The 24333-nt window shown below is 66.8% G+C and carries 26 protein-coding genes; 12 read left to right on the top strand and 14 right to left on the bottom strand.

Translation table 11 applies throughout. The features are described from left to right. Positions 1 to 9 precede the first annotated feature (9 nt). The 4 genes from HB681_RS33810 to HB681_RS33825 all read left to right on the top strand — a co-directional run bounded on the left by HB681_RS33810 (position 10) and on the right by HB681_RS33825 (position 3980). On the top strand, positions 10 to 1044 hold the full coding sequence (locus tag HB681_RS33810) for an ABC transporter substrate-binding protein (protein WP_213959267.1): 1035 nt from the start codon (positions 10 to 12) through the stop codon (positions 1042 to 1044). 75 nt (positions 1045 to 1119) lie between these two features. Beyond that, a complete protein-coding gene (locus HB681_RS33815) occupies positions 1120 to 1935 on the top strand; it encodes an ABC transporter ATP-binding protein (RefSeq protein WP_213959268.1) in 816 nt (271 codons plus the stop codon). 1 nt (position 1936) lies between these two features. Continuing rightward, entirely contained in the window at positions 1937 to 2761 is an 825-nt protein-coding gene (locus HB681_RS33820; RefSeq protein ID WP_213959269.1) for an ABC transporter permease, read from the top strand. Between the two features lie 19 nt (positions 2762 to 2780). After that, the gene (locus tag HB681_RS33825) at positions 2781 to 3980 is read left to right on the top strand and encodes a low temperature requirement protein A (protein WP_256354597.1); all 1200 of its coding nucleotides are present in this window, start codon (positions 2781 to 2783) and stop codon (positions 3978 to 3980) included. 10 nt (positions 3981 to 3990) lie between these two features. Here the strand turns inward: HB681_RS33825 and HB681_RS33830 are convergent, their stop codons facing one another. Together HB681_RS33830 and HB681_RS33835 are read right to left on the bottom strand one after the other, a co-directional pair. After that, positions 3991 to 5595, bottom strand: a complete 1605-nt coding sequence (locus tag HB681_RS33830; protein ID WP_213959270.1) for a transglycosylase SLT domain-containing protein — start codon at positions 5593 to 5595, stop codon at positions 3991 to 3993. Further along, positions 5592 to 5951, bottom strand: coding sequence for a hypothetical protein (locus tag HB681_RS33835; protein ID WP_213959271.1), 360 nt, complete (start codon positions 5949 to 5951; stop codon positions 5592 to 5594). The genes HB681_RS33830 and HB681_RS33835 overlap by 4 nt, the downstream gene beginning before the upstream one ends. A gap of 19 nt (positions 5952 to 5970) precedes the next feature. Between HB681_RS33835 and HB681_RS33840 the strand changes: the two genes are divergently transcribed. Beyond that, entirely contained in the window at positions 5971 to 6810 is an 840-nt protein-coding gene (locus HB681_RS33840) for a methyltransferase domain-containing protein (protein ID WP_213959272.1), read from the top strand. A gap of 27 nt (positions 6811 to 6837) precedes the next feature. Then, positions 6838 to 7287, top strand: a complete 450-nt coding sequence (gene rnhA, locus HB681_RS33845; protein ID WP_213959273.1) for a ribonuclease HI — start codon at positions 6838 to 6840, stop codon at positions 7285 to 7287. 33 nt (positions 7288 to 7320) lie between these two features. Here rnhA and HB681_RS33850 read toward each other — a convergent pair whose 3' ends face one another. The 9 genes from HB681_RS33850 to HB681_RS33890 all read right to left on the bottom strand — a co-directional run bounded on the left by HB681_RS33850 (position 7321) and on the right by HB681_RS33890 (position 14511). After that, complete coding sequence (locus tag HB681_RS33850; RefSeq protein ID WP_213959300.1) at positions 7321 to 7803, bottom strand: cyclic nucleotide-binding domain-containing protein; 483 nt, start codon at positions 7801 to 7803, stop codon at positions 7321 to 7323. Between the two features lie 9 nt (positions 7804 to 7812). Continuing rightward, positions 7813 to 9123, bottom strand: a complete 1311-nt coding sequence (glp, locus tag HB681_RS33855) for a gephyrin-like molybdotransferase Glp (RefSeq protein WP_213959274.1) — start codon at positions 9121 to 9123, stop codon at positions 7813 to 7815. Next, positions 9120 to 9770, bottom strand: coding sequence for a molybdenum cofactor guanylyltransferase MobA (gene mobA / locus HB681_RS33860; protein ID WP_213959275.1), 651 nt, complete (start codon positions 9768 to 9770; stop codon positions 9120 to 9122). The genes glp and mobA overlap by 4 nt, the downstream gene beginning before the upstream one ends. Positions 9771 to 9772: 2 nt before the next feature. Continuing rightward, the gene (gene moaA, locus HB681_RS33865; protein WP_213959276.1) at positions 9773 to 10900 is read right to left on the bottom strand and encodes a GTP 3',8-cyclase MoaA; all 1128 of its coding nucleotides are present in this window, start codon (positions 10898 to 10900) and stop codon (positions 9773 to 9775) included. A 132-nt stretch (positions 10901 to 11032) separates the two neighbouring features. Continuing rightward, complete coding sequence (locus HB681_RS38515; RefSeq protein ID WP_256735202.1) at positions 11033 to 11275, bottom strand: hypothetical protein; 243 nt, start codon at positions 11273 to 11275, stop codon at positions 11033 to 11035. Between the two features lie 243 nt (positions 11276 to 11518). Beyond that, the gene (locus HB681_RS33875; protein ID WP_213959277.1) at positions 11519 to 12280 is read right to left on the bottom strand and encodes an SDR family oxidoreductase; all 762 of its coding nucleotides are present in this window, start codon (positions 12278 to 12280) and stop codon (positions 11519 to 11521) included. Positions 12281 to 12333: 53 nt separating this feature from the next. Further along, a complete protein-coding gene (locus HB681_RS33880) occupies positions 12334 to 13767 on the bottom strand; it encodes an aldehyde dehydrogenase family protein (protein WP_213959278.1) in 1434 nt (477 codons plus the stop codon). A 26-nt stretch (positions 13768 to 13793) separates the two neighbouring features. Then, a complete protein-coding gene (locus tag HB681_RS33885) occupies positions 13794 to 14279 on the bottom strand; it encodes a type II toxin-antitoxin system VapC family toxin (RefSeq protein WP_213959279.1) in 486 nt (161 codons plus the stop codon). After that, on the bottom strand, positions 14272 to 14511 hold the full coding sequence (locus HB681_RS33890) for an AbrB/MazE/SpoVT family DNA-binding domain-containing protein (RefSeq protein ID WP_213959280.1): 240 nt from the start codon (positions 14509 to 14511) through the stop codon (positions 14272 to 14274). Before HB681_RS33890 ends, HB681_RS33885 begins: the two co-directional genes overlap by 8 nt. A gap of 132 nt (positions 14512 to 14643) precedes the next feature. Here HB681_RS33890 and HB681_RS33895 point away from each other — a divergent pair, with 132 nt between their 5' ends. Then, entirely contained in the window at positions 14644 to 14982 is a 339-nt protein-coding gene (locus HB681_RS33895; protein WP_213959281.1) for a hypothetical protein, read from the top strand. Between the two features lie 78 nt (positions 14983 to 15060). Here HB681_RS33895 and HB681_RS33900 read toward each other — a convergent pair whose 3' ends face one another. Then, positions 15061 to 15606 (bottom strand): peroxiredoxin, encoded by a 546-nt coding sequence (locus tag HB681_RS33900; RefSeq protein WP_213959282.1) that lies wholly within the window; start codon positions 15604 to 15606, stop codon positions 15061 to 15063. A 19-nt stretch (positions 15607 to 15625) separates the two neighbouring features. Between HB681_RS33900 and HB681_RS33905 the strand changes: the two genes are divergently transcribed. Then, positions 15626 to 17218, top strand: a complete 1593-nt coding sequence (locus HB681_RS33905; RefSeq protein WP_213959283.1) for a phospholipase D family protein — start codon at positions 15626 to 15628, stop codon at positions 17216 to 17218. A 97-nt stretch (positions 17219 to 17315) separates the two neighbouring features. Here HB681_RS33905 and HB681_RS33910 read toward each other — a convergent pair whose 3' ends face one another. Next, positions 17316 to 17987, bottom strand: coding sequence for a hypothetical protein (locus HB681_RS33910; RefSeq protein ID WP_256354600.1), 672 nt, complete (start codon positions 17985 to 17987; stop codon positions 17316 to 17318). Positions 17988 to 17994: 7 nt separating this feature from the next. Beyond that, positions 17995 to 18462, bottom strand: coding sequence for a universal stress protein (locus tag HB681_RS33915; protein WP_213959284.1), 468 nt, complete (start codon positions 18460 to 18462; stop codon positions 17995 to 17997). 253 nt (positions 18463 to 18715) lie between these two features. Between HB681_RS33915 and HB681_RS33920 the strand changes: the two genes are divergently transcribed. The 4 genes from HB681_RS33920 (at position 18716) to HB681_RS33935 (ending at position 24330) form a co-directional block, all read left to right on the top strand. Continuing rightward, positions 18716 to 19228, top strand: a complete 513-nt coding sequence (locus HB681_RS33920; RefSeq protein WP_256354601.1) for a DUF3302 domain-containing protein — start codon at positions 18716 to 18718, stop codon at positions 19226 to 19228. Continuing rightward, positions 19228 to 20451 (top strand): HlyD family secretion protein, encoded by a 1224-nt coding sequence (locus tag HB681_RS33925; RefSeq protein WP_213959285.1) that lies wholly within the window; start codon positions 19228 to 19230, stop codon positions 20449 to 20451. Before HB681_RS33920 ends, HB681_RS33925 begins: the two co-directional genes overlap by 1 nt. Continuing rightward, positions 20451 to 21878, top strand: coding sequence for an efflux transporter outer membrane subunit (locus tag HB681_RS33930; RefSeq protein ID WP_213959286.1), 1428 nt, complete (start codon positions 20451 to 20453; stop codon positions 21876 to 21878). Before HB681_RS33925 ends, HB681_RS33930 begins: the two co-directional genes overlap by 1 nt. 85 nt (positions 21879 to 21963) lie before the next feature. Then, positions 21964 to 24330 (top strand): DUF3141 domain-containing protein, encoded by a 2367-nt coding sequence (locus HB681_RS33935; protein WP_213959287.1) that lies wholly within the window; start codon positions 21964 to 21966, stop codon positions 24328 to 24330. Positions 24331 to 24333: the final 3 nt, after the last annotated feature.

Raw genomic sequence — 24333 nt, forward strand, 5'->3', positions numbered from 1 at the left:
TCGGCTTCCATGCTCAACCGCCGTACCTTCACCTCCGCTGCAGCACTCGGCGCCACGGCAATTGCCGTGCCTTTCGCCTATGCACAGGCCAAGCTCGAGAAGACCAAGGTTTCGATCGCCGTAGGGGGCAAGGCGGCGTTCTACTACCTGCCCTTGACCATCAGCGAGCAACTGGGCTACTTCAAGGCCGAGGGGCTGGAAGTCGAGATCTCCGACTTCGCCGGTGGCTCGCGTGCGCTGCAGGCCGTGGTTGGCGGCTCGGCGGACGTTTGCTCGGGCGCTTTCGAGCACACCATCAACCTGCAGGCCAAGAGCCAGCACTTCCAGTGCTTCGTGCTGCAAGGCCGGGCGCCGCAGATCGCAGTGGGCGTATCGACCAAGAACATGCCCGCCTACAAGGCCATTGCGGACCTCAAGGGCAAGAAGATCGGCGTCTCCGCGCCGGGCTCCTCGACCAACATGGTGGCCAACCTCGTGCTGTCGCGCGGCGGCGTCAAGGCGACCGAGGTGAGCTACATCGGCGTCGGCGTGGCCGCCGGTGCGTTGACGGCGCTGCGTGCGGGCCAGATCGATGCGATCAGCAACACCGACCCGGTGATGACGATGCTGGAGCAGAAGGGCGACGTGAAGATCATCAGCGACACGCGCACGCTCAAGGGCACGCAGGAAGTGTTCGGCGGACCGATGCCGGCGGCCTGCCTCTATGCATCCGCCGAGTTCATCCAGAAGAATCCCAACACCTGCCAGGCACTCGCCAACGCCATCGTGCATGGCCTCAAGTGGCTGCAGACGGCCGGGCCGGGCGACATCATCAAGACCGTGCCCGAGACCTACCTGCTGGGCGACCGCGCGCTGTACCTGGCGTCCTTCGACAAGGTGCGCGAATCGATTGCCATCGACGGCCTGGTGCCTGCCGACGGGCCGAAGACCGCGCTGGCCGCCATCGCCAGCTTTGACAACACGGTCAAGCCCGAGAAAATCGATGTGGACAAGCTCTACACCAATGATTTCGCCAAGCGGGCCAAGGACAGGTTCAAGGCCTGAACTGCAGGCGCATCATGACCCGGCTCCGGCCGGGTTTTTTGTTGGGGCCTCAACTGCAACCACGCGACTCGATTCATGTCTGACTACGCACTCGAACTCCTCGACATCAGTTGCACCTTTCGCTCGAAGGACGATCCTTCGCAGCGCTACGCGGCGGTGGCCGATACGACGCTGCGCGTCAGGGCCGGTGAATTCGTTTCGGTGGTCGGCCCGACGGGCTGCGGCAAGTCGACGCTGCTCAACGTCGGGGCGGGGTTGCTGGAGCCCTCATCGGGAACGATCAGGGTCTTTGGCCGGCCGCTGGCGGGCATCAACCGGCGCGCCGGCTACATGTTCCAGAGCGAAGCCCTGATGCCATGGCGCAGCACGCTCGACAACGTCATGGTCGGCCTGCAATACCGCGGCGTGCCGGATGCGGATGCGCGGGCGCAGGGCGAGGCCTGGCTCGCGCGCGTGGGCCTGTCGGGCTTTGGCGACCGTTATCCGCATCAACTCTCTGGCGGCATGCGCAAGCGTGCGGCGCTGGCGCAGACGCTGGCGCTGGACCCGGACATCATCCTGATGGACGAGCCCTTCAGTGCACTCGACGTGCAGACCCGCCAGCTCATGGAGAACGAGGTGCTCGACCTGTGGGCCGCGAAGAAGAAGGCGGTGCTCTTCATCACCCATGACCTGGACGAAGCCATCGCGATGAGCGATCGCGTGGTGGTGCTCTCGGCCGGGCCGGCGACGCATCCGATCGGAGAGTTCAGCATCGACCTGCCGCGTCCGCGCGACGTGGCCGAGGTGCGCACCGACGCGCGCTTCGTCGAACTGCATACACAGATCTGGAACGTGCTGCGCGACGAGGTGCTCAAGGGCTATGCACAGCAGTTGAAGAAGGCCGCATGACATGCTGAATGAACGCAATGCGCGCTTCTGGCAACTGGCGCTGCTGGTCCTCATCCTCGTGGTGTGGCACCTCGCCTCGCGCAACCCGCAGTTCGCCTTTTTCCTGGGCGAGCCGATTCAGGTCGCGGGACGCATCTGGAGCTGGTTCCTGCCCTTCGACGTGCCGGCCAATTCGTTCTTCCCGGACGGGCTCAAGGGCAATGCGGATGTGTACCTGCACCTTGGCACGACGCTGGTCGAGACCGTGCTGGCCTTTGCCATCGGGACCGCGGTAGGGCTGGCCTGCGGCCTGTGGCTCGCGCTGGCGCCGACGGCCAGCCTGATCCTGGACCCCTACATCAAGGCGGCCAACTCGATGCCGCGCGTGATCCTCGCGCCGATCTTCTCGCTGTGGTTCGGTCTCGGCATCTGGAGCAAGGTGGCGCTGGCGGTCACGCTGGTGTTCTTCATCGTGTTCTTCAACGTCTACCAGGGCGTGCGCGAGGTGAGTCCGGTGATCCTCGCCAACGCGCGCATGCTCGGCGCCAACCAGCAGCAACTGTTGCGCACGGTGTACCTGCCGAGTGCGACGAGCTGGGTGTTTTCCAGCCTGCATACCTCCGTCGGGCTGGCTTTCGTCGGCGCCGTGGTGGGCGAGTACCTGGGCTCGGCACGCGGCGTCGGCTACCTGATCCTGCAGGCGGAAGGTACCTTCGATGTGAACACCGTGTTTGCGGGTATCGTCGTGCTCACTGTCTTCGCGTTGGTGCTCGATGGGGCGGTGGGCGTGATCGAGCGGCGCTTGATGAAGTGGCAGCCGCGCAGCGGCGAGACCGAGAAGATGTAGTCGAAAAGGGGAGGATTTCTTGAACGGCAACAACCACAAGCCCGCGCGCCATCCGTCGGCGCTGCTGCGCTCGCGTCACTCGGCGGCGCGGGTCTCGAATGAAGAGCTTTTCTTCGACCTCGTCTATGTCTTCGCCGTCACGCAGCTCTCGCACTACCTGCTCGACCATCTCACCCTGCTCGGCGCCTTGCAGACGCTGCTGCTCTGGTTCGCGGTCTGGATGGGCTGGCAGTACACGGCATGGGTGACCAACTGGTTCGAGCCGACGGCGTTGCCGATCCGGCTGGTGCTGTTCGCGATCATGCTGGTGGCGTTGGTGATGGCTTCGGCGTTGCCGCAGGCATTCGGCGAACGGGCACTGGTGTTCGCGGGTTGCTATGCGGCGATCCAGGTGGGGCGAACGCTCTGGGTGTTGCTGGCGCTCGGCCCGGGGGATGCATTGGCGCCGAACTTCAGGCGCATCCTGGCCTGGACCTCGATCGTCGCGGTGCTGTGGGTGACAGGCGCCCTGGTCGACGGCAACCTGCGGCTGGGCCTCTGGGGCGCCGGCGTGCTTTGCGAATACGTGGCGCCGATGGTGGGCTTCCGGTTCCCCGGACTCGGCCGGTCGAGCACGTCCGACTGGACCATCGACGGCGGCCACCTGGCGGAGCGCTGCCAGCTGTTCGTGATCGTGGCCCTGGGCGAATCGGTGCTGGCGAGCGGCGTCGCTTTCGGGCAGGCCAGGGAGTGGGCCTTCAGTGCCGTGCTGACGATGCTGGTGACCTTCCTTGGCAGCATCGCGATGTGGTGGATGTACTTCGACACCAGCAGCAAGGACGCGGCCCACGTGATCGAACACTCCGATGATCCCGGCGGCATCGGCGCGAAGTTCCACTACACGCACGTGGTGCTCGTGGCGGGCATCATCGTCTCGGCCGTGGCGGATGAACTCGTCATTGGCCACGGCGACCATCACGTCGAATGGAAGTACCTCGGCGCCTTGCTGGGCGGGCCGGCCATCTACCTGTTCGGCAACGCGCTGTTCAAGCGCGTCGTGTATGGCTTCACGCCGCAATCGCACATCGGCGGGCTGGCCGTGCTGGCGCTGATCGCGCCGTTTGCATCGCACCTGTCGGTGGCAACGGTGGGCGCGATGACCACGGCGGTGATGGTGGCCGTGGCGCTGCTCGAATCGATGTGGCGACGGCAGTCGCGTGCACGGGCTGCTGCGCGCTGACGCCGGGAGGTCAATGCTTCTTCTTTGGCGGCGCGCTGGCGACCTTGTCCCGCGCCGCCTGCTTGCCAGCCTCGCGCGGGGCAGGCGCCGGCTTCGCGGGGCTGCGCGGCGCGGCCTTCGTCGACGAAACCTGCACCACCTGCTTGCTGGGAACCGACACCCTGACCGGGACGCCGCTGCGCTGGGAGCTCACGACGCGCGCCGGCGCCACGCCGCTGCCGACCCTGGCGGCGGCCATGGCGCGGACCTGCACGTAGATCACCACGCTGGCGCCGCGCGGGAACTTGTGGCCGGTGTGCACGTCGTTCCAGTCGGCCACGTTGGCGGCGCTGAGCCGATAGCGGCCGGCGATGCTGGCAGGCGTGTCGTTGCGGCCGGCCCGCACCGTGGTGCGGCGCGTCACGATCTCGGGCTGGAAGCTCAGGTGACCGGTGTCGGCCACCACCGCGGCCACGTCTTCCTGCACCTTGGCCGAGCGCGGCACGATGAGCGTGGAACCAGCCTTGATCAGCATGCGCGGCGGAATGTTGTTGACCGCGCGCAGGTCGGCCTCGCTCATGCCGGCGCGTTGGGCCGCGTCGGTCACGGTCATCGTCGTGTCGACGGTCCAGGCGGTCCAGCTGGCGTACTGGCCTTGCGTGTAGGCCTCGAAGTTGCGCGTGAAGACGGCCGCGTTGTCCCAGGGCAGCAGGATCTGCGGCGTGCCGGCGGCCAGGATGATCGGCTTGTGCGCCGCGGGGTTGAGCGCGCGGAAGTCTTCGATGCGCACGTCGGCCAGCTTGGCGGCCAATGCCACGTCGAGGTCGCGCGTCAGCGTGACGGTCTGGAAGTAGGGGTGGTTGGGTATCAGCGGGAGTTCAGTGTTGAACGCCTGCGGATTGGCCACGATGTTCTTCACGGCCTGCAGCTTGGGCACGTAGAGGCGGGTCTCGCCGGGCATCGTCAGGTCGCTGTAGGTGGTGGGCAGGCCCAGGCGCTGGTTCTTGGCGATGGCGCGGCTGACGCTGCCTTCGCCCCAGTTGTAGGCGGCCAGCGCCAACTGCCAGTCGCCGAACATGTTGTAGAGCTTCTGCAGGTAGTCGAGCGCGGCGCGTGTCGACGCGAGGACATCGCGGCGGTCATCGCGGAAGATGTTCTGCTTGAGGTCGTAGTCGGTGCCGGTGGCCGGCATGAACTGCCACATGCCGGCGGCGCGCGCGCTGGAGACGGCCTGCGGGTTGAAGGCGCTCTCGATGTAGGGCAGCAGTGCCAGCTCGGTCGGCATGTCGCGGCGCTCGAGCTCTTCCACGATGTAGAAGATGTACTTGTTCGACCGCTCGGTCATGCGCTGGATGTAGTCCGGCCGGCTCGCATACCACTGCTCGCGCTCGTGAACCGCGTCGTTGTCGAGGTTCTGCATCTTGAAGCCGCGGCGGATGCGGTCCCACATGTCGGTGGGTGGCGCCAGGGGGACGACTTCGAGGGACGTCGCCTTGCCGTTGGCGATTGGCGAGAGCGGGTCTGTCGGGTAGGTCGGGGTGGCGGCGGGAGCGGATCCGGTGGTCGGCCCGGTGCCGGTCGCGCAACCCGCGAGCAGCAGGGTGCCTGCAATGCAGGCGGCTAGCAAAAATTTCATCGGAAGTCGGATTTCCATTGGTGCATTGCGGTGATTGCCTGGGCGTCACTGGCCACGGCGGCTTGGCCGGCGTGGGCGCGCTTTGCTTCAAGGAGGGTGGATTCGCGGATGCGAAGAATGGAGTGGATGTTGCGCCTGGCATCCGGGCGCATCGGTCGAAACGTGGTGCGGTCGGCCGGATCGGCCGGATCGGCGCGGAGGTGCGTGTCTAGAATCGCTGCCAGTTGCGGCTCGCCGCGCCCGAGTGTATCGAGCGTCGGCTGGGCAAGGCCCGGGTGTACCTCGAAGGCATCGGGCCCGCGCTTTCGCATCCAGGTGTAGTTGTCAGCCAAAGCGGGCAGCGGAACGAGGGTCATGAGCGGTCAAATTATAGGTTTGCAAGATTGGTTCCAGACCCCGCCCGGCCGCTATCTGCTGGCCTGGGAGCAACTGCAATTCGACCAGGCCGTGGCCGACATGTTCGGCTACCACGCGCTTCAGCTCGGATTGCCCGCTATCGACGCCCTCCGGGCCAACCGCATGAGGCACCGCTGGCTGGCGCTGCCGCAATTGCCGAAAGAGCCCCCAGGGCCGGGCAGCGCCCGTCCCGCCCCCCGCGGGGGACTGAGTCGAGATGGCGAAGCCACATCGACTCAAGCAGGAGAAGCGCCTTCCGCGGCATTGTTCACGGACTTCGCCGCGCTGCCCTTTGCGGCCAACAGCCTGGACCTGGTGCTGCTGCCGCATGCGCTGGAACTCAGTGAAGACCCGCATGCCACGCTGCGGGAGGTCGAGCGCGTGCTGGTGCCCGAGGGGCGCGTGGTGATCTGCGGCCTGAACCCTCACAGCCTGTGGGGCATGCGTCAGCGGCGCGCCCATTTGTGGCGGCGCCTGGGCCTGGGCGAACTGTTCCTGCCCGAGGCGGGAGAGTTCATCGCCTACCGGCGCATGCGAGACTGGTTGCGGCTGCTCAGCTTCGAGGTGGAATCGGGCCGCTTCGGGGCTTACCGGCCGGCGGTGCGCAGTGACGCGTGGCTGGAGCGATTGCGGTGGTTTGATACGGCGGGCGAGCGGTGGTGGCCGATATTCGGCGCCGTCTACTTCCTCGTGGCGGTCAAGCGGGTGCGCGGGCTGCGTCTGCTGAGTGCGGACTGGCGCCGCGCCGCCGCCCGGGCGAGTGCGCCAATGCCGGTGGCCGGCAAGGTGCACCGCGCACCGCCGCCGCCGCGGCCCTGATTTTTTGAAGATGCAAGGAAGAACGAGTTGAACGAGGTACAGATCTACACCGACGGCGCCTGCAAGGGCAATCCCGGCCCGGGCGGCTGGGGCGCATGGCTCAAGTCGGGTGCGACCGAGAAGGAGATCTTTGGCGGGGAGCTGAACACGACCAACAACCGCATGGAGCTCACGGCCGTGATCGAAGGCCTGGCGGCGCTGAAGCGGCCGTGCAAGGTGGTGCTTTACCTGGACAGCCAATACGTGCGGCAGGGCATCACCGAATGGGTGAAAGGCTGGAAGGCCAAGGGCTGGATGACCGCGGCCAAGCAGCCGGTGAAGAACGTCGAACTGTGGAAGCGGCTCGACAAACTCGTGCAGGAAGGCGGCCACACCATCGAATGGCGCTGGGTCAAGGGGCATTCGGGCGACCCGGGCAATGAGCGGGCGGACATGCTGGCCAACAGGGGGGTGGACAAGGCGCTTGGGAGGATCTGACCCACCCGCGGGATGTGCGCGCAGTCGGCGAATCTACAGATGCTTCGGCGGCGGCAGCACCTCGCCCATGCGGGCGCGCAGCAGCAGGTCGTCGACGACGCGAAGCCGGCGGCTCAGCTCGCGGCCGATGTTCATCTGGATCAGCGCAAACTGGGCCGTGTTGTGCTCGTACAGGCGGTAGAGATTGGCGGGTGTCAACACCACAGCGACGCAGGCCGCATCGGCCCGCACGGAGGCGCTGCGCGGCGACAGGTCGAGCAGTGACATCTCGCCGAAGCAGTCGCCCTGCTTCAACTGATGCAGCAGCAGGCTTCGGCCCTGCCAGCTCTTGAAGATGGTGACGCGGCCCTCCTCCAGCACGAACATGCCGTGCGGCGGGTCGCCTTCCTGGAAGAAGAACTCGCCGGTGGGCACATCGACGATGGGCGCGGGGCCCAGCAGGAACTCCAGCGTCTCCTCGCTGATGCCGCCGAATATCGGCATTTGCTGGAGCAACTCGATGCGGGCGGCGAGCATTGTCAAGGCCTATACGACGCCATCGAACATCATCACATCCACCTCGTCGCCAGGCGCGACGCTGCCTTGCGCATGGTGCAGCACGACCAGGCCGTTGCCCTCGACCATCGAGCTGAGGACACCCGATCCCTGGTTGCCGGCGATACGGACCTCCGGCAGTGCGCCCGGCGTGCAGGTGACGCGGCCGCGCTGGTACTCGGTGCGGCCAGGCTTCTTTCGGATCGACGCAACGCTGCGGGCGCGCAACATCGGCGGCGGCGCGGCATTGGAGGCGTTGCAGCCCATGAGGCGCAGGAGCGCCGGGCGCACGAAGGCGAGGAAGGTGACCATCACGGCGACCGGGTTGCCGGGCAGGCCGAACAGCACCGCGGCGCCCGCGCCCGCTCCATGCCCCTTTGGAACGAGGCCGACGGCCATCGGTCGGCCCGGGCGCATCGCGACACGCCAGAAGGCCATGTCGCCCAGCTGCCGCATCACGGCGCGGGTGTGGTCGGCCTCGCCGACGCTGACGCCGCCGCTGGTGATGATCGCGTCGGCGCGCAGGGCCGCATCGGACAGCGCGGCGGCCAGCGCGGCCGGGTCGTCGCGCACCATGCCGAGGTCGACCACCTCGCAGCCCAGCCGCGTGAGCAGACCGAAGACCGTGTAGCGGTTGCTGTCGTAGACGGCGCCCTCGCGAGGCGCTTCGCCGAGGCTGAGGATTTCGTCGCCAGTCGAGAAGTAGGCCACGCGCAGGCGGCGGACGACGCACGCATCGGCCTGCCCGAGGCTGGCAAGCAGGCCGAGTCCGGCGGGTGTCAGGCGCTCGCCCTGCAGGAGCGCGGGTCGGCCCTGCATGAGGTCTTCGCCAGCGAAGCGGCGGTTGTCGCCGCGGCGCAGCGCATCGGCGGGGAAGCGAACGGTGTCGCCATCGACGCTGCAGAACTCCTGCGGCACGACGGTGTCGAAGCCGGCCGGCATCACTGCGCCGGTCATGATCTTGAGTGCCTCGCCTTTGCTCAGCGCGCCGCGCCATGCGGCGCCCGCCAGTACTGTGCCTGCTACGCGCAGGCTGACTTCTCCGGCCGCGGGCGCATCCAGCGCTGCGCCGTCGAACGCGAAGCCGTCCATGGCCGAGTTGTCGTGCGGCGGCACGTTGAAGGGAGAGATCACGTCTTGGGCCAGCACCCGGCCGAGGGCCTCGAACAGCGGCACGCGTTCCCGCTCGCGCAGGATGGCGGGTTCGACGAGGCTGGCAAGGAAGGCCTGAACGCCATCCACGCTCAGTGCCTTCGGGTCATAGCCGGCCAGCGCGGCGGAGATTTCGGCGACGCGGCTCATCGGATGCGGTGTGTTTCCAGCGCGGCGAGCTCGGCCAGCGTGTTGGCATTGAAGAAGGCGTCGGGCGCATCGCCCTCGCGGTCGAAGGGCACGAGCACGGTGCGGTGCTGCGCGGTCCACGCATCGATCTTGCGCCCGCCGGACCGGGTGAAGCGCGCGAGGCTTTCGAGCAGGGTCGTCGGCAGCAGGCAGAACACGGGCTGGGCGCGCAGGACCGGGGGACCGCCGTTGTCCTGTGCTTCCGGCGCGCTGACCATGGCGATCTCCGTATCGGTCTCGACGAGCGCATCGGCAAGCCGCCTGGCCAGGTCGAGCGGGAACAGCGGGGTGTCGCACGGGACGGTCAGAAGCCAGGGCGTCTCGCAGCGTTCCAGCCCGGTCAGGAAGCCGGCCAGCGGCCCGGCATAGTCGGCCAACCCGTCCGGCCAGACTGGCACGCCGAAGGATTCGTAGGTCGAGAGATTCCGGTTGGCATTGACCATCATTTCGCCAACCTGGGCGCCGAGTCGCAGCACCGCATGCAAGGCCAGGGGCGTGCCGTTGAAGGGCTGCAGGCCCTTGTCGACGCCGCCCATGCGGGAGCCGCGGCCGCCGGCGAGGACCAGGCCGGTGATGTCCTCCATCTGGATGCGTGTTGCCAGACCCATCGTCAGCCGCCGATGTAGCTCATCTCGACACGGCGCGCCGCGCCGGTGTCGGCGGCCAGGTCGGGAGCGCGCAGCGCACGGAGTTCGGAATAGCGGTCGGCGCGACCCTGCCAGATGTGGCCGATCGCCGAGAGCAATTGCGCGTCGTCCGCATCGCCGCGCAGCAGCGGGCGCAGGTCGTCGCCGTGGCTGGCGAACAGGCAGGTGTACAGCTGGCCCTCGGTCGACAGGCGCGCGCGGCTGCAGTCGTGGCAGAAGGCCTGCGTGACGCTGCTGATCACGCCGATCTCGCCCGCGCCATCGGCATAGGCCCAGCGCTGGGCCGTCTCGCCGGGCGCGCTGGGTTCGAGCGGACGCAACGGATGCTCCTTCGCGATGAGCGCGATGACCTCGGCCGAAGGCATCACTTCGTCCATGCGCCACCCGTTGGTGGCGCCGACGTCCATGTATTCGATGAAGCGCAGCACCACGCCGGTGTTGCGGAAGTGGCGGGCCATCGGCAGGATTTCCTGCTCGTTGGTGCCGCGCTTGACCACCATGTTGACCTTGATCGGCCCGAGTCCGGCGGCATGCGCCGCGTCGATGCCCATCAGCACGTCGGAAACCGGGAAATCCACATCGTTCATGCGGCGAAAGACCGTGTCGTCGAGGCCGTCCAGGCTCACCGTCACGCGCTGCAGGCCGGCGGCCTTGAGCGCCGCGGCCTTGCGTGAGAGGAGAGAGCCGTTGGTGGTCAGGGTGAGGTCCAGCGGTACGCCGTCCACAGTGCGCAATTGCGCCAGTTGCCCGATCAGCACCTCGATGTTCTTGCGAAGCAAGGGCTCGCCGCCGGTGAGACGGATCTTGCGCACGCCGTGCGCGGTAAACAGGCGCGCAAGCCGCGTGATTTCCTCGAAGCTCAGCAAGGCCGAATGCGGCAGGTACTTGTAGTCCTTGTCGAAGACCTCCTTCGGCATGCAATAGCTGCAGCGGAAGTTGCAACGGTCCGTCACGCTGATGCGCAGGTCGGTCAGCGGCCGGCCAAGCCGGTCTTCAAGGTGCCCGATGGCGGGAACCCGCGCCTGCGCAAGGGCAGGCACACGGCGCGCGCGGCCGATTTCGGAGACGGGGATGACTTTGCTGCTGTTCATGGGGGAGGTCAATTTACTCCATCGCCCCTGCCCGCAGGGTAGCCGGGTCACTTGACCATGGACGCGCAAACCCGTGTTGCGCCCGAGCCCGCGATGAGGCAAATCAGCGTGCGCTTCCCGGCTCAACCCTGCTCAGCCCTGGCAAAGCTTCAGGTTGGTCCTTGTCGCGCGGACGATGGGCAGGAGCAGCCTTGCTTCTTCGGGCAGGTAGTTCGAGCGGATGTCGTTGTCCGATTGGCCCGCAGCCTCACGCAGCGGTTCCAGCGTCTTCAGGCAGCCGGCGTGGTCGCCCGCGCGCAGTTGTGCGAGCGCGAGGTCATTGCGGATCCGGTCCTTCTCGGACCAGTCCAGCCCGGCGTGAAGGTCACCACGCAAGACGGGTCCTTGAGCCTGGCCTTCCCTTGTTCAATGGTTCCGTCGAGAGCGCAGCTATGGCCGGTCAGGGTTGCGGTCTCGATGGAGAAGCGGCCGCCCGGCCGAACGGTGAGCCAGCCGCCACTGCCCTCGTAGATGTATTCGCCGGCGGCTGGTGTGGTGAACTGCGCATGGCTGGCGCCGGCCATGCACATCAGCGCCGATGCCAGCCATCGCGGGGGCTTCATCAAGGCGAAAGCGCCTTCAGACGCAGCGCGCACCATCGACTTCGATGCAAACGCCGCTGATGAACGCCGCCTCGTCGCTTGCTAGGTACAGCGCCGCATTGGCCACGTCGAGCGCGGTGGAGAAGCGCCCGAGCGGAATGGTGGCGAGGAACCTGGCCTTGCGCTCGTCCGTCACGGGTCCGCCCGCGAATTCGGCGGCCAGGCCGGTGTCGGGGTTGAATACCGGGTTGATGCAGTTGACGCGGATGTTGTCCGGCCCGAGTTCGGCGGCCAGTGACTTGCTGGTGGTGATGACGGCGCCCTTCGACCCGTTGTACCAGCTGAGGCCGGGGCGAGGGCGCACGCCGGCCGTGGACGCGATGTTGATGAACACGCCGCCGCCGTTGGCGCGGAACGCCGGGACGGCGTGGATGGTCGAGAGGTAGATGCTCTTCATGTTGACCGAGAAGCAGCGGTCGAACTCTTCCTCGCTGACTTCGAGGGCGGGGCGGTTGCGGTGGGTCCAGCCCGCGTTGTTGACCATGACGTCGAGCTTGCCGTGGCGTGCGACGGCGGCGCCGACCAGCGCCTTCATGTCGGCGGTCTTCGTCACGTCGGCTGCAAGAAAGGAGGCCTGCCCGCCGTCGCGCAGGATCGCCTCGACCACTTGCTGGCCCGCTGCAGCATTGATGTCGTTGACGATGACTTGCGCACCCTCCGCCGCCAACCGCTTGGCGATGCCTTCGCCGATGCCGCCGCCCGAGCCGGTGACGATGATGGATTTGCCCTTGACGCGCATGAAGTCTCCTGAAGTTGTCCTTGAACGGATTGAAAAGTGCCGGTGCACGCGCCTCAGCCGTGCCGCACCGCGATGGTCTTGAGCGTGGTGAATCCGTACAGCGCCTCGAAGCCCTTCTCGCGGCCGTAGCCGGAGGACTTCACCCCGCCGAAGGGCAGTTCCACGCCGCCGCCGGCGCCGTAGTTGTTGATGAACACCTGGCCGCTGCGCACGCGCTTGGCCATGCGGAACTGCCGTGCGCCGTTGGCCGTCCAGATGCCCGCGACCAAGCCGAACTGCGTGGCATTGGCCTGCGAAACAGCCTCGTCCTCGTCGGCGAATTGCATCGCGGCCAGCACGGGGCCGAACACTTCTTCCTGCGCGAGCCGGTGCATCACCGGCACGTCCCGCAGCAGCGTGGGCGCCTGGTAGAAGCCGCTGTCGGGCGCCTCGTCGACGATCACGCCCTGCGCCACCATCGGGATGCCGGCATGCTGTGCATCGCTGAGGAAGTCCCACACGCGTTGCTGCTGCGTCTGCCGGATCAGCGGGCCGACATCGAGGTCCATCGCGGCGGGACCGACGCGCAGCGCCTCGAAGGCGTGCCCGAGTCGTTCGAGCAGCGGCTCGTAGATGCTGCGCTCGATCAGCACGCGCGAACCGGCCGAGCAGGTCTGCCCGGCGTTCTGCACGATGGCGTTGATCAGCACTGGAATCGCCGCCGAGAGGTCGGCGTCCGCGAAGATGATCTGCGGGCTCTTGCCGCCCAACTCCAGCGTCACCGGGCAATGCCGTTCCGCCGCGACCTGCTGGATCAGGGTGCCGACCTTCGGGCTGCCGGTGAAGCTGATGTGGTCGATGCCCGGGTGCCGCGCCAGAGCGTCGCCGACTTCATGGCCGTAGCCGGTCACGATGTTGATCGCGCCGGCAGGAAATCCGATCTCCGCGGCCAGCTGGGCCACGCGGATCAAGGACAGGCACGCGTCTTCCGCCGGCTTGACCACGCAGACATTGCCCGCGGCCAGGGCGCCGCCCACGCTGCGGCCGAATATCTGCATCGGGTAGTTCCACGGGATGACATGGCCTGTGACGCCGTGCGGTTCGCGCCAGGTGAAGACGCTGTAGCCGTCCTGGTATGGAATCGTCTCGCCATGGAGCTTGTCGCAGGCGCCGGCGTAGAACTCGAAGTAGCGCACCAGCGCCAGTGCATCGGCCCGCGCCTGCTTCACCGGCTTGCCGCAATCGCGCTGTTCGAGCAGGGCCAGTTCGTCGGTGTGTTCGGCGATCTTCTGCGAGAGCTTGTAGAGCAAGCGGCCACGCTCCGCCGCGCTGGTTTTCTGCCACACGTTGTCGAAGCAGTCGCGCGCGGCGCCGACCGCGTCGTCGATGTCGGCCGCGTTGCTGCGCTGCAGTTCGTCGAAGGGCTGGCCATCAGACGGATCGAGGACCGGCAGCGTGCGCCCCGAAGCCGAGACGACGCTGGTGTTGGCGATGTAGTTGAGTTGCATGGTGGAAGAAGGAATTGGCGCGCCACTCAGGGCGAGATGATGTCGAGTCTCGGGTAATAGCTGCGATAGCGCCTGGCATCGCGGGTCAGCAAGCGTAGCCCGTTTACCAGGGCGTGCGCACCGATGTAGAAATCCGGCAGCGGCGACCGCGCCCGCCCCGTTCCCGCGGCCGGCGCACTGCGGTAGGCGCGAAACGCTTGGCCGGCCAGGAACGCTGCATCCCAAGGCAGGGGTTCGCGCTTGAGTGGCAGGCCGGCGAGGGCGTCCTCCAGGTCGGATGCGCGTTCGAATCGGGGGCTGAGTTCCGCCAGGATCAGCGGATTGATGACGAGCGGGGCTTGTTGACCCAGGCGGTCGAGTTGGTCGAGCGACCACTCGGCCCATTGGGGATCGTCGGCCAGCACGTCGAGCAGCACGTTGCTGTCGACCAGCGTGGCCGACGGCCGGGCGAGATAGCGCGCGTCCGCCTCGGTTGCACGCGAAGCACGCGTGCTAGTGCCAGTGTTAGCCACGCAGGAAGCGCATGAACTCGTCGGTGCCCATGCCCTTGAATTGCGCCGCGGTGGCGGAGCCGCGCACGCGCTGGAAGGCACTGCGCACGGGCGAGATGGCGGCAGGCGACAGCCGCAAGACGACGTCGCCGTTGGCGCGCACTTCAAACTCGACTTCGCTGTGGGGATGCAGGCCTGCCTGCTCTCGCACCGCCTGCGGGATCGTGACCTGTCCTTTACTCGTGATCTTCATGGCTTCCCTGTTTCTTACTGGCAGAGGTAAGAATCTTACGGATCGCGTCGTGCGCAGGCAAGCCGTCTTTCGCTCGCCGCATAGGTTGTTTGCTGACAGCCACGGAAACGTCTTCGCGCCCACAATGGACCGATGCGAACTTCCCTCAGTTTCCTGATCTGCATCGCCACAGCATGTGGCAGTGTTTTTGCCGATGAAGTCAAACTCCCCGTTGAAAGCGGCGACAAGGGCACCGTCTACGTCAGCCCCAATGTCAACTCCACCGAGGACTCGGTGAACACCAAGGGCGCGACTGTGGGTGTGGAGCGCCCCGATGGCAGCAAGACCTTCGGCGGCATGGACACCTCGGGGGAAAAAACGAGCTATTCGGCAGGCGCCGAGACGGGCGGCAAGACCTCGTTCTCGGTCGAGGCCCATTCGGACGGCAAGAACAACACCGGCGCCAAGGCCGGCGTGAAGATCAAGTACTGAAGCTCCCAGGTCCAGGCTGCGCCTGCCCCCCGAGGGGTCAAGTCGAGCTGGCTAAGCCACATCGACTGGAGAGCCCGGCTACTTCTTGATCAGCTTCACCGCGTCCAGCATCTTCTCGACATGCTTGAACGGATTCAGGCTCTGGTAGTACGTGACCACGGTGCCGTTCGGCGCAATCACATACGAAATGCGATTCGCATATTCGGGCCGCGTCTGCATGACGGCGTCGAAGGACTGGGTGATGTTCCGCGTCTCGTCCGAAGCCACCGGGAACTTGCCCTGGCAGGACTGGTTGGAGAACTTCGACAGCGTCTCCATGTCGTCGGTCGACACGCCGATCACCGAGGTGTTCAGCGCGGCGAACTGCTCCATCGCGTCGGCGAAGGCATGCGCCTCGATCGAGCAACCCACTGAAAAGGCGGCAGGGAAGAAATACACCACGACCGGCCCCTTGGCCAGCGCGTCCTGCAGCGAATACGTGAAGGGCTTGCCGGCCAGCGCGGCTGGGGCGGTGAACGGGGGCACCTTCTGTCCCACGTCCAGTGCTCCGGCGGCTGGCATGGCAAACCCGATTGCGAGCATCATCGGCACCCAGGCAAGCAACCGGTCGAATCGCAAGGTCATGGTCAATTCCTTCAGGCAGATGGACGCAATCATATTTCGCTACTTTTTGCACCGCTGCATCGGGGTCTTGCTGGCCGTGGGCATGGCGGCGTTCCTCACGGCCTGTGGCACGCTGCCGCAGCGCAGCGTGACGCCGGTGGCCGCCGCGCTCGCGCCCAGCTCCGACACGGTGCTCGCAAAGATCGTGGCTGCATCCACGCCGCCGGGCGAGCATTCCGGCTTTCGGCTGATGCCGCTGGGCGTCTACTCGCTCGACGCCCGTATCCAACTGGCCCGGCGCGCGCAGCGCTCGCTGGACCTGCAGTACTACGTGTTCGAGAACGATGGCGCCGGCGGCTTGCTGCTGCGTTCGCTCAAGGAAGCAGCCCTGCGCGGCGTGCGCGTGCGGCTGCTGGTCGATGACCTCTACACGGCGCATACGGACCAGTTGCTGCTGGCGCTGTCGGCCACACCGAACATCGAGGTGCGGCTGTTCAACCCGTTCTGCTGCGCGCGCGGCAGCCTGGCCGGGCGCTTCGCGGCCTCGGCGTCGGACATCCCGCGGCTCAACCACCGCATGCACAACAAGCTCTTCATTGCCGATGGCGTGATGGCCCTGGCCGGTGGACGCAACATCGCCGACGAATATTTCGTGCTCAACGATGCGACCAACTTCGTCGACATGGATGCGCTCATGGTCGGCAAGGTCGTCCCGCAACTCGAGGGCATCTACGACGCGTACTGGAACAGCGACGTGGTCTACCCGATCGCCGACATCGTCAAGCCGCAACGGGGTCGCAGCGCGATGATCGAGGATTTCGACCAGCGTGTCGGGATGCGCGCCCGACGGCCCAGGATCGTGTTGCCGGCGACGGACGTGCTCGGCTACGGGCCGATTGGCGAGGAACTCGATGCCGGCCGCATCGGCCTGCTGTGGGGCCCCGCGAACGCGGTTGCCGACCCGCCCACCAAGCTGCGCTACATGTCGGACGACGAGGCACTGGCCACCAGCGTCACCATGCGCTTCTGGTCGCAACTGCTCATCGCCGACAACGAGGTGCAACTGACCTCGCCCTACCTGGTGCCGGGGGAGAAGGGCATGGAGGCTTTCGAGGCGCTGCGCAAGCGCAACGTGAGCGTGACGCTGTTGACCAACTCGCTCGCAGCCAACGATGAACCGCTGGTGCACAGCGGCTATGCACGCTATCGCGAACGGCTGCTGGAATCGGGCTGCGACCTCTATGAGCTGAGCCCGGCGCGCACCACGAAAAACCAGCGGCTCGACATGTTCGGCAAGTCGCTCGGCCGCCTGCATGCGAAGACCGCGGTGGTCGACAAGCGCAAGCTGTTCATCGGCTCCGTCAACCTCGATCCGCGTTCTGCCAACGACAACACCGAGCTCGGCATCATGGTCGACAGCCCGCAGTTGGCGCGCGAACTGCTGCGCATCATCAACATCAGCAAGCTGGAGAGTGCCTATCGCCTGCGATGGGTGACCAACAAGCGCACCATCGAATGGCTGTCGATGGACGAAGACAAGGAAGTGGTTATCACCTACGAACCGGAATCGACCTGGCTGCAACGCCTCAAGATCGACCTGCTCGGGCCGCTGGTGCCGGAGGCCCTGCTATAGCGGCTGTGGATGCGCAGCCAGGAGGTGGTGCACCCTGCCGGTGGGGCAGAGAGGAATGGGCGCGTGGCGCCGGGTTGCGCTGCGTGGCTTTCGTGGCTCAGCCGCCCAGCGCCGTGATCGCCGCGACCAGGACAGTGCCCAGGCCCGCCATCATCAGCCCGGCTTTCCAACTGCCGTAACCGGCGTACCGACCCAGCGCGAAGCCGCCGAAGAACAGCATCGCCAGCGCAATGATGCGGGACACCGTCCTGGCCGTCACCACGTCCTGGATCAGCGCGAAGGGCAGCACCACCGGGAAGGTCGCCGCCACCACGATCAGGAAGATCGCCAGCGCGGCGAGCAGGTCCCCCCTGTACAGCGTCGTTCGTTCCGGGATGCGGGGAAGGGCCGCGATCCGGCCGCGGATCGCATCGAGCTCCGCCGCCGTCATGAATTGCGCCCCGACCGCCGACACGGCACCGGCGATCAACGCGCGACCGGCCTGCGCGTCCGCAGTGCTTCGGACCGCGCGCAGCAACGAGATCCATCGCCCGCGATCGGTGACCGTGCGCACCAGGTACATGACGGCGTCGACAAGGCCCCAGGCAAGGTTGCAGCCCAGGGCCGCGGCGAACATCTTGTGCAGATCCTCGCGCCCCGAGTCCGCCACGGACACCGCGCCCACGAAGGTGAGCGCCATGAACAAGCCGAACAGCATCTCCGCCACGCGGTCGATCGGACTCAACACAGGCGCCCGCATCATTTCCTCGTCGTACATCGGGTCGGTCATGGCCTGCTCACTGATCCTTTGTGGCTGGCGGGCGAGCGGCCTGCACAAGCAGCACCGGCACCGGTGCGGCGCCCATGATCTCCTGTGCATCGCTGCCCCACAGCATCCTCTCGATGCCACGGCGACCCCGCGTTCCGACCACGATGAGATCCGCCTCCCAGTCCCGGGCCTCCTCCACAACCACGTCCGATATCCGCCCGCCCAGCAAGGCCAGCAACTTCGACTCGACCTTGACGCCGGCGCGTTCCGCCCGCTCGCAGCCCTGTGCCAGCAGCGCCTGGCCCTCCTGCTCGATGCTTCCCAGCAGCTTCATGTAGGTGTCGTCGCTTGTAAAGCCGGTCCTGCGGTAGAAGTGGTCGGCGACATGAACGATCTCCAGCGTCGCGCCGACGGACATGCCCACGCGCACCGCTTCGTCCAGGCCATGCAACGAAGCGTCGCTGCCATCGAAGGGGACAAGAATTCGCTGGTACATCGCACCCCCTTGCGTCCCACGCGACCGGATCAGCCATAGTTTGCGTGCTCGCATGCCGCGGCGAGTTGACTTGCCTCAACTTGCCGCGCGCGGCGTGAGCTTCATGGTCACGACTTGAGAATCCTCAATTGCTTCGTCCGCTTCATCCCTAGCATTTGCCGAATCGCCATGGAAGGGTCAGGTGCTGGGTATGAAAAGCTGGTCAAGGGGTCGGACTCCAACGGGGCTGGCACTCCCGTCCTTCGTGATGTGCATGGCAGCACTTGCCATGCCGGGGGAGGCGAACGCATCGTTCCTGCCGCCCGAGCAAATGGGCGCGGCAGCGACGGGCCTGGCCTGGTTCATCATCGTCGTCATCCCGATTGCCGGGATCGTGCTGTTCTGGCTGGTGCACGTCATGCCGGAGAAGATCGCGCACAAGAAGCACCACCCCCAGCGCGACGCCATCAAGGTCCTGTGCCTGCTGTCGCTGTTCTTCGGCGGCATGCTGTGGCCGCTGGCCTGGTTGTGGGCCTACGTGAAGCCTGTGGGCTATCGGGCGGCGTACGGCACCGAGAAGCACGAGGACTATTTCCACGAGCAGGGCGAGAAGGCCGCAACGGGGCAACTGCTGGAACATGACATCGCGCACCTGCGCGATGAACTCGATGCCATGGACGCCCGGGGCGCCCTGACCGCGGAACTCAAGCAGCTGCGCAGGGACCTGGCCGCGCTCGACCCGCGCGCGGGCGACGCGACGACGGTCGCAGGAAACGCGAGCACCTGATGGAAGCACTGCTGCTCGGCATCTACGCCTTCTTCGTCTGGCTCTTCTTCATCAAGCTGAAGTGGCTTCCGTGGAACACCGCCACGCAAGTGACGGTGGTGATCATTCCGATCGTGGCGCTGACCGCGATGATCCTCACGCTCAACGTCGTCGCGCCGTCGACTTCCGATGTCCGTGTCTTCAAGTACGTGGTGCAGATCGTGCCGCAGGTGCGCGGGCGGGTGCTCGAAGTGCCGGTGGAGCCCAACCGGCTGGTAAAGAAGGGCGAGCTTCTGTTCCGCATCGACCCGACCCAGTACGAGAACGAACTCAACGCGGCCAAGGCGAGGCTTGCCGCGGACGAAGCGAAGTTCGCGCAGGCGGGTGCGGCCCTGATCGACGCTTCCGCCGGGGCGCGGCAATTGCAGGAGCAACTCAAGGCCGCCACCGGACAGGTCAGTTCGCTGCAGCCCAGGCTGGAACTGGCCCGGATGCGCGTGCGGCAGAACCGCGAGCTGGTCTCCACCGGCGCGGGTGACCGGTTTGCGCTCGAGCAGGCCGAGTCCAACCTGGCCGATCTGCAGGGCCAGATCGCGACGTCCGCCGCGAACGAGGCGCAGGTGACGCAGAAGCTGTCCGGACGGGTCAACGGCGAACAGGCCTCGGTCGCGTCCGCGCGGGCCCAGCTCGCGACGGCGAAGGCGCAGGTCGACATCAGCCGGGCCGACCTCGGCACCGCGCAATGGAATCTTGACCAGACGACCATGTACGCGCCGTCCGATGGCTACGCGATCAATGTCCAGTTGCGCCCGGGCTCCTACGTGGTCGCGGTGCCGCTCGCGCCCGCGATGACCTTTGTCGAGGAAACCTACCAGGTGATCGCGCTCTACACGCAGAACGAGTTGCGCCTGGTCGAGCCCGGCAACCGGGCGGAGTTCACCCTCAGGACCCACGCGGGCCAGGTGATCCAGGCGAAGGTCGACTCCATCGTCTGGGCGCAGGGCCAGGGCCAGATGACGCCGTCCGGCGCGGTGCCGCAGACCGGTGCCTATCCGCAGGTGCCGGGACGCTTCCCGGTCAAGCTCATCGTCGACGACAAGGACGCCGCCAACCTGTTCCTGGCGGCCGGGGCGGAGGGCGACGGCGCGATCTACACCGACCATGTCGAGATGATCCACGTCGTGCGAATGGTGATCCTTCGCGTCGGCGCAATCACCAACTACATCGTGCCGAAGCTGCATTGATGCGCACGACTTCGCTCCACCGACGAATGCACCGGCGACTGGCCGCGACGGCACTGCTGGTCGCACTGTCGGGCTGTGCGCTCAAGTCCCCGCCAACCACCGCCGACCTGCAGCAGGAAGTGTTGCCGCAGGGGCCGGTGCCGGCGGCGTTCAAGGCCGGCGCAGGTGTCGCGGCACCGGTGGCCGACGGCTGGCTCGCTTCCTTCGGCGAGCCGGGCCTGACGGCGCTCGTCAACGAAGCCCTGGTCTACAACGCCGACCTGCGGGTGGCGGCGGCGCGCGTCGAGCAGGCGGCCGGGTACGTCAAGGTCGCCTCGGGTGCGCTGCTTCCCTCGGTGGCGGCGGTTGGCATCGGCGGCGGCAAGTCGGGCGGCGGCGGCGGGCTGGACGGCGTGTTCCTGAATGCGTCGCTGGAGCTCGACGTCTGGGGCCGCTTGCGCTATGGACGGGCGGCGGCCCAGGCACAGTCCGCGTCCGCCGAGGCCGATTTCGCCTATGCGCGCCAGTCACTGGCCGCCACCGTGGCCAAGGCCTGGTTCCTTGCGGTCCAGTCCGGGCTGCAGAGGGCGATCGCGAAGGATGCCCTGGCCTCTGGCGAATCGCTTCTTGGCATATCCCAGGATCGATTGCGGGTGGGCAACGGCAACTCGCAGGTCGTGGCGCAGGCGCGCGCGAGCGTGGGCTCCTATCGCGACACGCTGAAGCAGGTCGAATACGGGCGCGAGCAGGCGCTGCGCGCGCTCGAACTCCTGGTCGGGCGCTATCCGTCAGCGGAGATCGGGGTGGCGGACAGGCTCTCGCCGGTGCCGCCGCCCGTACCGGTGGGCATGCCTTCGGAATTGCTGGAGCGCCGGCCCGACCTGGTGGCGGCCGAGCGACGCGTCGCGGTCGCGTTCGCGCGCGTCGGCGAAGCGAAGGCGGCGCAACTCCCGAGGATCAGCCTGACGGCGGGCGGCAGCAATGTGTCGAGCGAACTGATCGAGCTGAAGGACGTCAGCAGCCCGGTCTGGAGCCTCGGGGCCAACATCATCGCGCCGCTCTACCAGGGCGGCACATTGCGTGCGCAGGTCGAGATTCGCTCTGCCGAGCAGAAGCAGGCTGTCGCCGAGTACGCGCGCGCCGGCCAGCGGGCGTTCGGCGAGGTCGAGAGCGCGCTGGGCGCGGAGGCCTCGCTGCGCGAACGCCAGGCCGTCCTCGAGGCGGCTGTCCGCGACTACGACCAGGCTCTGGCGCTGGCCCGGATCCAGTACCGCGTGGGGTCCGTCGACTTGCGCGCGGTCGAGCAGAACCAGCTGGCGCTCTATTCGGCGCGCACCTTGTACCTGCAGGTGCAGTCCGAGCAGTTGGCCCAGCGCACCAACCTGTATCTGGCCCTGGGCGGCGGCTTCGACCTGCCGGCCATGACAGCGGCGGCAGCGCCACCATGAAGCCTTGATTGCAGTCAACGACGTTTCATCATCGCGTTCACACAATGGCAATGAGATCCGCCGGTGCGGGTCCGGAGAATTCACCATGAAAGCAGCAGCGCAGATCGCGCAGAGCCAGAAAGTCGGGACCCAGGTCGCGACGGTGCTCCAGAAACGTGTGCAGAACGCGCAGGAGCAGTTCGCTCGCCGCGTGAGCAAGGCCGTGCAGGACCAGCCCGGCGTTCCGCTGGCCCAGCCCCTCGCGGGCATGGATCCGCAGAGCCTGTTCCAGTACGCCATCGATGCAACGCAGCGCTCTGTGCTGTTCTGGGACACCCTGTGGCAGCGCGGGAACGACTTCGTCGAGCACAACAAGCAGGGCCTGAAGCCGGTGCTGCATTTCGATTCCGAAGTGGTGCTCGACGCGCGCAAGTTCGACCGCCCGGTCAACTACGCGCTGCTGCGGATCACGCCGCCCAAGGGCGTCGTCATCGATCCGAAGCGCCGGCCCTACCTGATCATCGATCCGCGCGCCGGCCACGGCCCCGGCATCGGTGGGTTCAAGGACGATTCGCAGGTCGGGGTGGCGCTGCGCGCCGGGCATCCGGTGTACTTCGTCATCTTCTTCCGCGACCCTGAACCGGGCCAGACGTTGATCGACGTCTGCAATGCCGAGCAGCAGTTCGTCAAGAAGGTGCGCGCGCTGCATCCCGACAGTGCCAAGCCGGCGATCGTCGGCAATTGCCAGGGCGGCTGGGCCGCGATGATGCTGGCCGCCTCCGACCCGGACGACACCGGGCCGATCGTGATCAACGGTGCGCCGATGTCCTACTGGGGCGGGGCCTGGAGCGAAGGCGAGGGCGACAACCCGATGCGCTACGCGGGCGGCCTGCTGGGTGGTTCGTGGCTGGCATCAATGACGGCCGACCTGGGCAACGGCAAGTTCGACGGTGCCTACCTGGTGCAGAACTTCGAGAACCTCAACCCCACCAACAGCCTCTGGGACAAGTACTACAACCTCTACTCGAAGGCCGATACCGAGCCGCCGCGCTTCCTCGAGTTCGAGCACTGGTGGGGCGGCTACTACCTGATGAACCGCGAGGAGATCGAATGGATCACCCGCAACCTGTTCGTCGGCAACAAGCTGTGGACCGGCGACACCAAGTCGGGCAGCGGCAAGCCCTTCGACCTGCGCGACATCCGCTCGCCGATCGTCCTGTTCGCATCGATGGGCGACAACATCACGCCGCCGCAACAGGCCTTCAACTGGGTGGCGGACGTCTATGAAAGCACGGCCGACATCAAGGCGCGCGGCCAGGTCATCGTCGGCCTGCTGCACCAGAGCATCGGCCACCTCGGGATCTTCGTGTCCGGCGCGGTGGCGAAGAAGGAGCACAACCAGATCGTGTCGGTGCTCAAGAGCATTGAAACGCTGCCGCCGGGCCTCTACGGCATGGCGGTCACCGAGCGCGAGTCGGACGGCGGCGCGCTCGAGTACGACGTCGAGTTCCACGAGCACCGGCTGGAGGACATCATGGAGCGGATCAATCGCTTCAAACGCGCCGATGAAAAGCCGTTCGAGGCGGTGGCGGCCGTCTCGGAGTTCAACCAGCGTGCCTACGAACTGTTCGCAAGGCCGATGGTGCAGGCGATGGCGACGGAACAGGGCGCGGAGATGCTGCGCAACTTCCATCCACTGCGCTTTCAGAACTGGGCCATCTCGAGCATGAACCCCTGGCTGTCGTGGATCGCACCCACCGCGGAGGCAGTGAGGGCGAATCGCAAGCCGATGGACGCCGACCACCCCATGCGCCGCAGCGAAAAGCTGGGCGCGGAACTGTTCAGCGCATCGCTCGATCTGTACCGCGCCATGCGGGATGCGATGACCGAGGCCCAGTTCTTCGGCCTCTACGCCAACATGGTTCCGCCGACGGGCGCCGGGGAGGCGCCGGGGGGTGCCGCGCAGGCGCCGGTGACGGCGATCCGCGACTTGCCGCAGGTCCGCGAGGCCGTTGCCGCCATCGCGAAGGGCGGCTACGACGAAGCTGTCGCGCGCGCTGCCTTCCTGCTGGCGCGCAGGGGCGAGACGCTGCCACTTTCGCGGGTGGAGATGCGCCAGGAACTGGCGACGGAATACGCGGACTATCTGCCTCACATGCCTGCACATCAATGGCGGGCCATCCGCGGCGTCCAGGAAATCATCGCGCGCAGCGAGCCGGACCAGGCCGTGAGCACCCTGGCCGACCTGTTGGCTGACCCTGCCGACCGCGAGCGCTTCCTGGCGCTGCTCGACAAGGTCGGCGCCGATCGCCGTGTGCTGCGTTCCGCTCCGACCGCGGAGCAGGCAGCGATGGCGGCCCGCATCCGGGCACTGCTGGCCGGGGCCGGCGAAGGCAAGGGCGGCCGAGGTTCGGTGGTGGTGCACGGGCAATTCCCGTCCGCGCGCCGGAAGACGCCACGCAAGAAGGCCTGATCC

Source organism: Variovorax sp. dw_954 (assembly GCF_018449755.1).
In the GTDB taxonomy this organism is placed as follows: Bacteria; Pseudomonadota; Gammaproteobacteria; order Burkholderiales; family Burkholderiaceae_C; genus Variovorax.

Coding starts and splice junctions, on each gene's coding strand:
- HB681_RS33810 (WP_213959267.1), top strand. CDS start 10: ATGCTCAACCGCCGTACCTTCACCTCCGCTGCAGCACTCGGCGCCACG.
- HB681_RS33815 (WP_213959268.1), top strand. CDS start 1,120: ATGTCTGACTACGCACTCGAACTCCTCGACATCAGTTGCACCTTTCGC.
- HB681_RS33820 (WP_213959269.1), top strand. CDS start 1,937: ATGCTGAATGAACGCAATGCGCGCTTCTGGCAACTGGCGCTGCTGGTC.
- HB681_RS33830 (WP_213959270.1), bottom strand. CDS start 5,595: ATGAAATTTTTGCTAGCCGCCTGCATTGCAGGCACCCTGCTGCTCGCG.
- HB681_RS33835 (WP_213959271.1), bottom strand. CDS start 5,951: ATGACCCTCGTTCCGCTGCCCGCTTTGGCTGACAACTACACCTGGATG.
- HB681_RS33850 (WP_213959300.1), bottom strand. CDS start 7,803: ATGCTCGCCGCCCGCATCGAGTTGCTCCAGCAAATGCCGATATTCGGC.
- glp (WP_213959274.1), bottom strand. CDS start 9,123: ATGAGCCGCGTCGCCGAAATCTCCGCCGCGCTGGCCGGCTATGACCCG.
- mobA (WP_213959275.1), bottom strand. CDS start 9,770: ATGGGTCTGGCAACACGCATCCAGATGGAGGACATCACCGGCCTGGTC.
- moaA (WP_213959276.1), bottom strand. CDS start 10,900: ATGAACAGCAGCAAAGTCATCCCCGTCTCCGAAATCGGCCGCGCGCGC.
- HB681_RS33875 (WP_213959277.1), bottom strand. CDS start 12,280: ATGCGCGTCAAGGGCAAATCCATCATCGTCACCGGCTCGGGCGGCGGC.
- HB681_RS33880 (WP_213959278.1), bottom strand. CDS start 13,767: ATGCAACTCAACTACATCGCCAACACCAGCGTCGTCTCGGCTTCGGGG.
- HB681_RS33890 (WP_213959280.1), bottom strand. CDS start 14,511: ATGAAGATCACGAGTAAAGGACAGGTCACGATCCCGCAGGCGGTGCGA.
- HB681_RS33895 (WP_213959281.1), top strand. CDS start 14,644: ATGCGAACTTCCCTCAGTTTCCTGATCTGCATCGCCACAGCATGTGGC.
- HB681_RS33900 (WP_213959282.1), bottom strand. CDS start 15,606: ATGACCTTGCGATTCGACCGGTTGCTTGCCTGGGTGCCGATGATGCTC.
- HB681_RS33905 (WP_213959283.1), top strand. CDS start 15,626: ATGGACGCAATCATATTTCGCTACTTTTTGCACCGCTGCATCGGGGTC.
- HB681_RS33910 (WP_256354600.1), bottom strand. CDS start 17,987: ATGACCGACCCGATGTACGACGAGGAAATGATGCGGGCGCCTGTGTTG.
- HB681_RS33915 (WP_213959284.1), bottom strand. CDS start 18,462: ATGTACCAGCGAATTCTTGTCCCCTTCGATGGCAGCGACGCTTCGTTG.
- HB681_RS33920 (WP_256354601.1), top strand. CDS start 18,716: ATGGCAGCACTTGCCATGCCGGGGGAGGCGAACGCATCGTTCCTGCCG.
- HB681_RS33925 (WP_213959285.1), top strand. CDS start 19,228: ATGGAAGCACTGCTGCTCGGCATCTACGCCTTCTTCGTCTGGCTCTTC.
- HB681_RS33930 (WP_213959286.1), top strand. CDS start 20,451: ATGCGCACGACTTCGCTCCACCGACGAATGCACCGGCGACTGGCCGCG.
- HB681_RS33935 (WP_213959287.1), top strand. CDS start 21,964: ATGAAAGCAGCAGCGCAGATCGCGCAGAGCCAGAAAGTCGGGACCCAG.